Below are 11,584 nucleotides of genomic sequence, written 5' to 3'. Positions count from 1 at the left end.
GCGTGCCCGCGCGAGCCTCATGCGCAGGTGTAGCCGCCCGGCACCTGCGTGTTGCCGTTCGGCCTGGTCGCCTGGTAGCCGAAGGACGTGCCGGCGTTCGGCGCCAGGCCGCCGTTGTGCGGCAGGTTCCTGACCGTGACGGTGCCGCCGCTGACGCTGTAGGACGCGTTCCACATGCCGGTGATGGTGTGCCCCGACGGCAGCGGGAAGGTGACCGTCCAGGCGTTCAGCGTCGAGGTGCCACGGTTGGTGACGGTGACGGGCTGGACGACGTAGCCGTTGTTCCAGGCGTTCTGGGTGGTCGCGGTGGCCGCGCAGCTTCCGCCGCCACCACCGCCCCCGCCGCCCCCGCCGCCGCTCGTGCTGAAGGAGAAGGCGTTGACCGCCAGGCCGGTGCCACCGATCCAGGGCTCGAAGCCGGCCTGGACGCTGGTCAGGTACCACGAGCGCTGGCCGTAGCCGCGGCTGACGACGTCGGAGTAGAAGGTGTCGATGGCGAAGTCCAGCGAGGTGGTGGTGGAGGTGCGCACGTACGAGATCACGTTCCAGCCGACGTTGCCGAACCAGACCTCCCAGGTGCCGCCGGCCAGGTTCGCGGTGCCGACGCGTGAGCCGATCGGCTGGATGGAGCCCTGCCGGTTGAGCCAGATCATCAGCTCGGCGCCGGTGTTCTGGCCGTCGGTGCGGGGCGTGGGGTCGAACCACAGGTCGTAGGAGGCGTTGTAGGTGCCTGAGGAGTAGCTCATGCTGACGCTGCTGCGCAGGGCCGCGAAGCCGCCCGCGTCGGCCCGCATGGGCAGGTTGCTGCCGGTGGTGCAGTTGGCGTAGTGGCAGCCGGCGAAGATCGACGGGTAGCCGGCGGGCGCGCCGCTGGTGGAGTTGTTGTGCGCGGCCTGGGTGACGGTGAACCCGCCGTTCTGGTTGACGTCGACGCACTGCGCGGTGCTCGCGCCCCAGACGTTGTTCTGCACGATGTAGCGGTTGTTCTGGATGCTCGCGGAGCCGTACTTCTCGCAGATCACCGGCGCGGCCTTCGCCGGTGCGGCGAACAGGCCCATGGCGAGTAACGCCCCGATGATCAGGTGGATGTGCGCGTGCCTCATGGCGTGTTGCTCCCGCCTCTATGGGGGTGGAGTGTAGTGGGAGCGCTCCCAACATGCAGCCTCCTCAGCCCGTCCACCGGGGGCAAGGGGGCGCGGCTGCGGGCGACCTGGAGCGGGGCGGGCCACCAGCGGAAACCGTGACCAAGATCGGCTGAAAGTTTCACCCGTCGTTGTCGGAACGCTGCCGAACGTGATTCAATGCGCAGGCCGGGCGGGCAGGTCGTGGGCAGGTTTCCTCTGTAGTCAGCGCAAGGGAATCCCCATGAGGTTATTCAAGTCGGCGGCGATCACCGCCGTCCTGGTCCTGATCACCAGTCTTCTGATGGCACCCACCTCGGCGCAGGCCCACGGTGTGTCGATGTTCCCCGGCAGCCGTACGTTCCTGTGCTGGCAGGACGGCCTGCGGGACAACGGGCAGATCATCCCCTACAACCCCGCGTGCGCGTCCGCCGTCAACCAGAGCGGCGCGACCCCCCTGTACAACTGGTTCGCGGTGCTGCGCTCCGACGGCGCGGGCCGTACCACCGGATTCATCCCCGACGGGCAGCTCTGCAGCGGCGGCACCGGCGGTCCCTACGACTTCTCGGCCTACAACGCGGTTCGCGGCGACTGGCCCCTGACCCACCTGACCTCCGGGGCGAACATCCAGATGCGGCACAGCAACTGGGCCGAGCACCCCGGCAAGTTCAACTACTACGTCACCAAGAACGGCTGGAACGCCAACGGCGCACTGAAGTGGTCGGACCTGGAGCTGTTCGGCAGCGTCACCGACCCGCCCAAGTCCGGCGGCGCCGGCGGGCTCAACTACTACTACTGGAACGCCCAGCTCCCGTCCGGCAAGAGCGGCAAGCACATCATCTTCACGCACTGGATCCGCTCCGACAGCAACGAGAACTTCTACAGCTGCTCCGACGTCACCTTCGACGGCGGCAACGGCCAGGTGACCGGTGTCGGCCCCGGCGGCAGCACGCCCGGCCCCACCGACCCGGGCCCCAGCCCCGACCCGACCCCCGGGGCCTGCACGGCGACGTGGAAGGCCACCAACACCGGCTGGGCCGGCCACTTCCAGGGTGAGGTGACCGTGAAGAACACGGGCACCAGCTCGATCAACGGCTGGACGGTCAAGTGGACCTACAGCGGTGGGCAGGGCTTCGACGGCGCACCATGGAACGGCGTGCTGACCGGGCAGGCACCCAATGTCGCGGTCAAGAACCAGACCTACAACGGGCAGCTCGCGGCGAACGCGTCCACCACGTTCGGCTTCAACGCGACAGGCTCGGTACCGTCCCCGGCCCCGACCCTGACCTGCTCCAGCCCGTGATCAAAACCCGTCGCGGGCTCATCGCGGCGATCGTCACCCTGGCCTGCCTGGTGCTGGCCGGGGTGACGTTCTTCGTCGCCAGGCAGCCGTCATCGAAGCTCAACGAGGAGCTCGCCGCCCAGGTGACCCTGTTGCTCGAACAGTCCTCGCCAGGCGAGCACCACGCCCACGGACACAGCTTTGAATCCAGCGTAGTGTGCGCCGTGGAGCCCTTCGGCACCGAACCTGCCAACGCCGCCTCGCTGGTCGAGGTGCGGTGGGTCTACGCCCGCCACATGTGCGCGATCACCGGGGAGAGCCCGGACTGGGCCGCCTCGGTCCGCGCCTCCGGGCCGATCGCCGTCAAGATCGACATTCCGCCGGAGATCCGCGTCCCCAAGGACGGGGCCGGGTATCCGGACCGGGTCAGGCAGCTCATCCCCCAGCGTTATCACCGGCTCGCGTTCGAGGAGTTCTCTGACGACTCGGCGATCGAGGCGGCGCGGGAGCGGTTCGCGCTGGCCACTTCGACAGCCAAGTGAACGAGCCGAGCGAACGAGCCGAGCGAACGCGCAAACGGACGCGACCGGGTGGAGGTCCGGCCGCGTCCGTCCCATCCGGGCGGGGATGGTGTCGGGCAGTATGCGATGTTTTGCGCCTCACCTCCTCATACGCACCAACAGGCCGAGTAGTTCAGTTGGCGCAGGTGTGTACGCCGGGGTGACAAGTGCTCTCGATTGTCGATGGAACCGCCCCCGCCGCGCTTGCGGCGGGGGCGGGGTCTCGGCTCACGCGGGCGTGCAGGTGATGGGGTCGGGGGTGGTGGAGGCGCCGGTCGCGATGAAACCGAACGTGGTGGTCGCATTCGGGGCGAGTGAGCCGTTCCACGCCTCGTTCCTGACCGTGACCGTCCCGCCGGAGGCGGTGTGCCTGCCGCCCCAGAGCTGGGTGATCGAGCCCTGTGAGCTCCAGGCGACCGCCCAGGCGCTGGTCGCGGACGTTCCGGCGTTCTTCACCGTCACCTCCGCCTGGAACCCGCCGCTCCACGAGTTGACCACCTTGTAGGTGGCCGTGCACCCGCCGGCCGGAGCGCCGGTGGTGGTGAACGCGGTGCCGTCGGACGCCGTCGAGCTGTTGCCCGCCGCGTCCCTGGCCACCACGCTCACCGTGTAGGCGGTGCCGGGTGTGAGCCCGGTGAGGTCGAACGACGTGGTCGTGGCCGTGCCCGCCTTCGTGGATCCGAGGTAGACGTCGTAGCCGGTCACGCCCACGTTGTCCGTGGACGCCGCCCAGCTCGCCCGGGCGCCCGTCGCGGTGATCCCGGAGACCGCGGGTTTGCCCGGCTTGCTGGGCGGCGTCCCGTCCACCGTGGCCGAGGTGGTGAACGTGGTGCTGTCGCTCTGCGCCGAGGTGTTGCCCGCCGCGTCCCTGGCCACCACGTGGGCGGCGTAGTCCGTGGCAGGGGTGAGACCGCTCAGGTCGAAGGAGTTCGTCGTGGCCGTGCCTACCTTGGTGGACCCCAGATAGACGTCGTAGCCGGTGACGCCGACGTTGTCGGTGGAGGCGGTCCAGCTCAGCTTCGCCGACGAGCCCGTGATGGCCGAAACCGCGGGCTTGCCCGGCTTGCCGGGAGCTGTTTCGTCCTCTTCCTCCGGACCTGGCGGCTCACCCCAGATCTTGGTGGCGCCGCCGTACAGCGTGATGTGGTCGGTACGCACCGGCGTTGTGCCGGGCGTGGTCGGGATGCCGTCGTAGGACCAGTCGTTGGCCGGGTTCCAGGTGCCCGCGCTGCTGATCCTGAACTGCACCTCCCTGCGGTGCTGCGACTGCCCGGCGGGCGCGATGGCCTGGCCCGAGCAGTCGATGGCCACGTAGTACGTGCTGCCGCCCGCCTGGTGCAACGTCGGCGCCTTGCACTGCGTGTAGGCCGACGACACGCTGATCTGCGAGGCGGTCGTCGAGCCGTCGAGGGTGAAGTAGTAGCGGAACGAGCCGTCGGACAGCACCCTGGCGGGCCAGGCCGACTGGTTGCGCACGATCGCCTTGATCTCGGTGAAGTTGCTCCCCGAGGCGTTCACGCCCGCCTCGACGAAGATCTCCGGCCCGTCCGGGGTCTCCTGGGCGGGGAAGTTCGCCGCGGGCGCGCCGCCGTACTCCTTGTACAGGCGGGCCAGCGCGCTGGTGAAGCCGGCGTTGTAGTCGGTGGCGACCTCGTTCATGACGTAGTCGTCGCGCTTGTCGGTGTAGGCGTCGTTCGGGTCGGGCGGGCCGCCGACGAGCGCGCCGTACAGGGTGTGGCGGGTCTGCTCGGGGCTGCTGAGCTGGTCGGTCCACGAGCCGTGCGCCGTACGGTGGTGCGGGTTCTTGGGCGGGTTGGCGCCGAAACCGACCACGTAGGAGGAGTTGCGCGGGTTGTCGCCGAGCGCGTAGTTGATCTGCCGGACCGCGAAGTCGTGGTAGCGGGCCTTGCGGGTGGCGTCGGTGATCGCGTCACTGTGCACGAGGGCCGCGAACGAGGTGTTGGCCGCGTAACGCAGCGAACCCCACCGATCCAGTACGGCCTGCCCGCCCGGCGAGTACGCCACCTTGGAGCCGTTCACGCCGACCGTCCACCAGTCGAGCCAGCGGTTGGCGTCGTCCAGGTACTGCTGCTTGCCGGTCAGCTTGTGCAGCAGCACGTACGCGCCGTAGGACTTGTCGTCCCAGGCGATCGTCCACTTGTAGGACTTGATGCTGCTCTGCGGCTCGGTGCCCAGGCCGGCGTAGCCGCTCTCGGCCTTGGCCAGGTAGGAGGCGTCGTTGGTGGCCCGGTGGAGCCAGATCGCGCCCCACACCAGCTCGTCGTTGAAGCCGCTCCAGGAGTTGTAGAAGCTGGAGGCGTCGGTGATGCACTCGCTGTACTTCTTCCTGACCGTGTCGGCGAAGGTGTACAGCTGCTTGGCGTGCGTCACCAGCGTGTCCGCATACGACGGATTTGTCGGGCGGAAGACGATCGAGGAGGCCGCCATCGCCGCGGCCGTCTCACCCGCCAGGTCCGCCCCGCCACACGAGGCGTCGATCTTGTACGCGGGCCGGTTCATCGCCATCGCCTCGGCCGGGCCCCACCAGGCGTGGTCCGTGCCGCCGTTGCCGACCTGCCCGTACAGCACGTTCGGGGAGGGGTGGGCCTTGATGAAGTAGTCGTTGACGTACTTGAGGTTGTTGAGCAGGTGGGTGAGCTGGCCGGAGCCCGCGTACGCATCGCGGTACTCCACCGCGCCCCAGGCCAGCATGGTGGCGGAGAACGCCATCGGGAAGCCGAACTTGACGTGGTCGCCGGCGTCGTACCAGCCGCCCGTGAGGTCTGCGCCCACGTCCTTGCCGTCGTTCAGGCCCGAGTCGCCGCGCCAGGAGACGCGGTTCCAGTCGGGCAGCGCGCCCGACTGCTGGGCCTCGTAGAACCACAGCGACTTCTGCAGCGCCTCACCGTAGGAGAAAGCGGGCGCGGCGTGGGCCGCCGGCCCCGCCACCGTCCCGAGGGACAGTGGCAGGACCAGCGACGCCGCAGCGATCAGAGCTGCTCGACGAATCACGGGAAGAGCCGCCCGTACTCGGCCAGGGCGACGGCGACGTCCACCTGCGCCCAGAACCGGTGGTAGTTGAAGACCGGGGCGGGGCCGCCGTTCAGGAAGGCCTCGACCTTGGGCCAGTCGGGGTCGTCCTCGTAGAACGACCTGATCGACATGAAGGTGGAGTTGGAGTTGATCGGGTCACCGTTCGGCATCTCGCCGGTCCAGCCCGGCGGCACGTACACCGGGTCGTCGACGCGGCGGTAGTCGGCCTTGGTCTCCGGCACCGACACGCCCTCGGCGTCGCGGTTCGCCCACACGCCGTCGAGCAGCGCCTTGGCGGTGTCACGGGCCTCGGCGTGGTTCGCCTTGGCCGCGTAGTACATGAGCACCTTGGCGTACGCGCCGGCGACGCCCACGTCGGTCGTGTGGTTCACGACGGTCACGTGCAGGCCGGGGTTGGCCGGCGGCATGCCCGTGGTGGCGCTGAAGTTGCCGGCCGGCTGGCCGGACCACTGCAGCGTGGAGGGGATCTCGTAGCTGCCGTCGGCGTTGATCGTGGTGTTGTCCAGCGCCCACGTCACCCACTTGTCCAGCAGCGCCTTGGCGTCGGCGTTGCCGGTGGCGTAGTAGAGCTGCGCCACCCGGTCCATCGTCCACGCCTGGAAGCCGAACCACTGGTTCGACGGCGGGTCGTGGTAGACGGGCTGCCAGTCGTAGGTCATGCCGTGGAACTTCGGCAGGCCGGCCGGCGGGGTGGCGTAGTGGCCCTCCCAGCTGTTGGTCGCGCCGCCGGCGATGGCGCCCTCGGCGGACTGCAGCCACTTGTAGAACTGCAGCTGGCGGGTCAGGCTGGTGCTCCAGTCGGCCGCGCCGGTGGAGCTCTTGGGCCGCAGCTCGGTCACGTTGGCCAGCGCCCAGGCCGCGAACGGGTTCTGGTAGCCGGAGTGGTTGTGGCTGGAGCCGATGCGCCAGGCCCAGCCGGCGCTCGCGTCGGTCGCGCCGCCCCACGCGTAGTACCAGCTCAGCAGGTAGTTCGAGGCGTTCTTGCCGGTGCCGGCCGGGCAGGAGGGGCTGGTGCACCCGGGCTGCTTGAAGTACTTGTCGTACATCGAGTAGCGCAGGTAGTCGCCCATCTTGGCGGCCTTGCCCACGGTGGCGGAGATGTCGCCCGCCTTGTTCTGCTCCTTGGCCCAGGTCAGCGCCCAGTAGGCGGCCTGGACCGCGCGGGCGTCGGCGTCGGGGGCGTTGGTGTACTTCCACTGCTTGGCGTACGAGGCGTCCTTGGTGAACAGGTCCAGGTAGCCGTTGGGCCCGCCGTGCGCGAAGGTGTCGCAGGACGGCTGCGGAATCGTCTCGAAGACCGACTCCTCGGGGCCGCGCTGGTAGGTGTTGATGTAGGCGGGCCTGGTGGTGCCGTCGCCGCAGCGGCCGTAGCCGTAGGTGTTGTCGACGTCCAGCAGCCAGTGCATGCCGTAGATGTCGCGGGTGCCGTACGCGCTCTGCAACTCGCTCGCGATCGGGTCGGAGCCGACGGTGACGCCGGTGTCGAGCTGCGAGGGGTAGTCGCTGATGTTGTTGGACTCGGGCGCGTACGTCGCCGGCTTCGAGGCGTTGTAGAAGGAGTTCGTCGGCTGGTCGGCGGTGGCCGGGATGATGTACTTCTCCATCGAGGCCCACGCGGCGTTGAACTTCGACCAGTCGCCGGTCACCCGCCCGTAGGCCGCCTCCAGCCACAGGTAGTAGCTGTAGGCCTCGGACGTGGTCTCGTGCCCGTGGTCCGGCGCCTCGACCATGAACGTCTCGATCGAGTGGTACGGCACGCCCTCGGGCGAGAAGTAGCCGTTGGCCGGGTCGTGCAGCTCGTTGTAGAGCTCGACGAAGCGCTGGACGTAGACGTTGTTGCCGCCGACGTCGTCGTCCGCCTCGTTGGCGGTCACGTTCACCGCGGTGTAGCCGGTGGCGCTGACCCGGAAGACGGCCGAGCCGGCCGTGGTGTCGGTGTCGTTGGCCGCGGCGAGCGTGACGCTCTGCTCGGTGTTCCAGTTGGACGGGGTGAACGTCCTGGTGGCGCCGGCCGAGACGGTGAGGTCGGCGTCACCGCTGGCGCGGGCGACGGAGACGGACACGTTCGAGGAGGGCGCCTGCGAGAGCTTGACGCCGAACGTCGCGGTGCCGGCCTCCGGTACCGACAGGGTCGTCGGGCTCACCACGAGCGCCGGGCCCGTGTTCGGCGAGACCGTGATGCCGACCGGTGAGGAGGTGGTGACCAGGCCGGCGTTGTCGGTGGCCCTGGCCGTGATCGAGTAGCTGCCGGCGGCGACGTTCGCCCAGTTGTAGCTGTAGGGCGAGGAGGTGTCGGTGCCCAGCAGCGTGGAGCCCTGGTAGAAGTCGACCTTGGCGACGGTGCCGTCGGCGTCGGAGGCGCTCGCCGTGATCGGCACGGTGGCCGGGGCGGTGAACGTCTGGCCGGCGCTCGGCGAGGTCAGCGAGACGGTCGGCGCGGAGCCGGTGCCGCCGCAGGTGACGCCGTTGACGCTGAACGAAGTCGGGCTCGGGTTGCTGCCCGTCCACGTGCCGTTGTAGCCGATGCTGACGGAGGCGCCGGTGGCCAGGTTGCCGTTCCACGGCATGTTGGTGCCGGTCACGCGGGTGCCGGACTGGCTCCAGTTCGCGCCCCACCCGGTCGGGGTGTACCGCTGCCCGGTCGTCGGGTAGTCGAAGGCGAGTGACCAGGAGGTCAGCGGGTCACCGGTGTTCTTCAACGTGATGTTCGCGGTGAAACCGCCCTGGCCCTGTCCGCTGGTCCACTGGTTGGCCGCGTACGTCACGTCACAGGCCACGGCCGCCTGGGCGGGGGCCGCCGTGACCGCCGAGGTCAACCCTGCCGCGAGGACCACAGTCGTGGCCACGGCGAGCCGTCTCGATAAGCGTGTCAAAAGGAGTGGAGGTCTGTACTTCACGGGGTCTCCATGGGAGTAGGGGTGTGGGAGCGCTCCCAAAGTGGATTGTGGGTGCGCTCCGGCGTATGTCAACGGAATGGCATTTCGGTAACCCTCGTGTTTCCTCTCACCAGGCTGACCGGGATGAAAGTTTCATCCTCGTTTAGGGGTATTCAACGAGCATGCGGGGCGGCAGACACCTCCCCGACCGCCGCCCGCTGTACACGGCCGCTGGCGCGGCACACCATGGGAGCGCTCCCAGCCAACTAATCCTGGAGATGATCGCTCGTGAGACTCCACCGCGGCCTCCGCAAATGGGCCGTGACCATGACCGCCGCGAGTGTCGCGGCCTTAGGGCTCGTCGTCGGCCAGGGCACGGCCGCGAACGCCGCCGTCGCCTGCGACGTGACCTACACAGCCAACTCGTGGACGAGCAGCCCTGGTCAGGGCGGTTTCACCGCGAGCATCACGTTGAAGAACACCGGCGACCCGCTGACCTCATGGTCACTCGCCTTCGACTACGCGACGGCGGGCCAGAAGTACACCCCGACCGGCTGGGGCGCGAACTGGAGCCAGTCCGGCACCCGCGTGACCGGCACCAACATGCCCTACAACGGCAACCTGGCCACCGGCGCGTCGGTCTCCGTCGGCTACAACGGCACCTGGTCCGGCACCAACCCGAACCCGACAGCGTTCAGCGTCAACGGCACCTCGTGCGGCGGCACGAACCCGACCACCCCGTCGGTCGTCACCTCCTCCAGCGCGGTGGCGGTCAACGAGGGCGGCACGGCCACGTTCACGGCCAGGCTCTCCTCCGCCCCCAGCTCGAACGTCACCGTCACCACCGCCCGCACCAGCGGTGACACGGACCTGACCGTCAGCTCCGGCGGCTCGCTCACCTTCACCCCGAGCAACTGGAACACCGCCCAGACGGTCACCCTGGCCGCGGCCCAGGACTCCGACACCGCCTCGGGCACCGCCGCCTTCAGCGTCGGCGGAACCGGCGTCACCGGCGCCACGGTCAACGCGAGCGAGGTCGACGACGACGGCACCGTCGAGCAGTCGATCGTCGTGACGCCGACCTCGGTGACCGTGCCCGAGGGATCGACCGGCACGTACACCGTGCGCCTGGCCGCCCAGCCCTCCTCCAGCGTGACCGTCACCACGACGGCGGGCAGCGGCGACAGCAACCTCACCGTCAGCTCGGGCGCCTCGCTCACCTTCACCACGTCGAACTGGAACGTCCCGCAGACGGTCACCCTGGCCGCCGCGCAGGACACCGACACGGCCGCCGGCAGCCGCACCTTCACCGTCGCCTCCACCGGCCTGACCTCCCGTACGGTCACCGCCACCGAGGCCGACGACGACGGCGGCCCCAACCCGACCCACGTCGAGAACCCGTACGCCGGCGCCACCGGTTACGTGAACCCGAACTGGAGCGCCAAGGCCGCGGCCGAGCCCGGCGGCTCGGCGGTCGCCAACACCTCCACCGCCGTGTGGATGGACCGCATCGCGGCCATCGCCGGCACCGGCGGGGCCATGGGCCTGCGCGCCCACCTGGACGAGGCCGTCAGGCAGGACGCCGCCAACGGCTCCGCGCCGCTGACCATCCAGGTCGTCATCTACAACCTGCCCAACCGCGACTGCTCGGCGCTGGCCTCCAACGGTGAGCTGCTCATCGCCCAGGACGGCTTCAACCGCTACAAGACCGAGTACATCGACCCGATCGCGGCCATCCTGCGCAGCCCCGCCTACGCCGGCCTGCGCATCGTCACGATCATCGAGCCCGACTCGCTGCCGAACCTCGTCACCAACCTCAACGCGTTCGAGAAGTGCCGCGAGGCCAACGGCGCCGGCGGTTACCGCGACGGCGTCCGCTACGCGCTCAACCAGCTGCACGCCATCACCAACGTCTACACCTACATCGACGCCGCCCACCACGCGTGGCTCGGCTGGGACTCGAACTTCCAGCCGTCGGTGAACCTGTTCCACGAGACCGTCGCCGCCACCACGGCCGGTGTGGACAGCGTGGACGGCTTCATCGTCAACACCGCCAACTACTCCGCCACCAGCGAGCCGTACTTCAACGTCAACATGACGATCGGCAACACCCCGATCCGGCAGTCCAAGTGGATCGACTGGAACTGGTACGTGGACGAGCAGACCTTCGCCACCGCCCTGCGCAACGCTCTGATCGCCAAGGGCTTCCGCTCGGGTCTCGGCATGCTGGTCGACACCTCGCGCAACGGCTGGGGCGGCAGCGCCCGCCCGTCCGGGCCGAGCACCTCGACCAACGTGGACGAGTTCGTCAACCAGTCCCGCCTCGACCGCCGCATCCACGCCGGCAACTGGTGCAACCAGAGCGGCGCCGGCATGGGCACCAGGCCGACCGCCAGCCCGGCAGCCGGCTTCGACGCCTACGTCTGGATCAAGCCTCCGGGTGAGTCCGACGGCGCCAGCCGCGACATCCCGAACGACGAGGGCAAGAAGTTCGACCGGATGTGCGACCCGACGTACACGGGCAACAACCTGAACGGCAACAACATGTCGGGCGCCAAGGCCGACGCCCCGCTGTCCGGCCAGTGGTTCTCGGCCCAGTTCCGCGAACTGCTCGCCAACGCCTACCCGCCCATCAACTGATCTCGCAATGACCCGGCCGGCCGGGGGACTCGCCTGACCCGAGTTCCCCGG

At 69.1% G+C, this 11,584-nt stretch carries 6 protein-coding genes; 3 read left to right on the top strand and 3 right to left on the bottom strand.

Annotated elements, in window-relative coordinates:
• Nucleotides 1-17 precede the first annotated feature (17 nt).
• Complete coding sequence (locus AB0I81_RS41030) at nucleotides 18-1,103, bottom strand: cellulose binding domain-containing protein (RefSeq protein WP_360668999.1); 1,086 nt, start codon at nucleotides 1,101-1,103, stop codon at nucleotides 18-20.
• A gap of 262 nt (nucleotides 1,104-1,365) precedes the next feature.
• On the opposite strand from AB0I81_RS41030, the gene AB0I81_RS41025 reads away from it, so the two are divergent.
• A complete protein-coding gene (locus tag AB0I81_RS41025) occupies nucleotides 1,366-2,424 on the top strand; it encodes a lytic polysaccharide monooxygenase (RefSeq protein WP_360668996.1) in 1,059 nt (352 codons plus the stop codon).
• Complete coding sequence (locus AB0I81_RS41020) at nucleotides 2,421-2,945, top strand: hypothetical protein (protein ID WP_360668993.1); 525 nt, start codon at nucleotides 2,421-2,423, stop codon at nucleotides 2,943-2,945. Before AB0I81_RS41025 ends, AB0I81_RS41020 begins: the two co-directional genes overlap by 4 nt.
• 246 nt (nucleotides 2,946-3,191) lie before the next feature.
• Here the strand turns inward: AB0I81_RS41020 and AB0I81_RS41015 are convergent, their stop codons facing one another.
• Nucleotides 3,192-5,975 carry a glycoside hydrolase family 9 protein gene (locus AB0I81_RS41015; protein ID WP_360668990.1) on the bottom strand — a complete coding sequence of 928 codons (2,784 nt, stop codon included), beginning with the start codon at nucleotides 5,973-5,975 and terminating at the stop codon, nucleotides 3,192-3,194.
• Nucleotides 5,972-8,863: a glycoside hydrolase family 48 protein gene (locus tag AB0I81_RS41010; RefSeq protein ID WP_360668987.1), complete on the bottom strand. Its 2,892-nt coding sequence runs from the start codon at nucleotides 8,861-8,863 to the stop codon at nucleotides 5,972-5,974. Before AB0I81_RS41010 ends, AB0I81_RS41015 begins: the two co-directional genes overlap by 4 nt.
• Before the next feature lie 357 nt (nucleotides 8,864-9,220).
• Here AB0I81_RS41010 and AB0I81_RS41005 point away from each other — a divergent pair, with 357 nt between their 5' ends.
• A complete protein-coding gene (locus AB0I81_RS41005) occupies nucleotides 9,221-11,533 on the top strand; it encodes a glycoside hydrolase family 6 protein (RefSeq protein WP_360669106.1) in 2,313 nt (770 codons plus the stop codon).
• The last annotated feature ends 51 nt before the right edge of the window (nucleotides 11,534-11,584 follow it).

This window comes from Nonomuraea sp. NPDC050404 (genome assembly GCF_040655495.1).
In the GTDB taxonomy this organism is placed as follows: domain Bacteria; phylum Actinomycetota; class Actinomycetes; order Streptosporangiales; family Streptosporangiaceae; genus Nonomuraea.
This window is presented reverse-complemented; position numbering and strand designations above follow the sequence as displayed.

What these genes read in the sequence shown, in the direction of transcription:
- AB0I81_RS41025 (WP_360668996.1), top strand. Translation starts at nt 1,366, where the DNA reads ATGAGGTTATTCAAGTCGGCGGCGATCACCGCCGTCCTGGTCCTGATC.
- AB0I81_RS41005 (WP_360669106.1), top strand. Translation starts at nt 9,221, where the DNA reads ATGACCGCCGCGAGTGTCGCGGCCTTAGGGCTCGTCGTCGGCCAGGGC.
- AB0I81_RS41030 (WP_360668999.1), bottom strand. Translation starts at nt 1,103, where the DNA reads ATGAGGCACGCGCACATCCACCTGATCATCGGGGCGTTACTCGCCATG.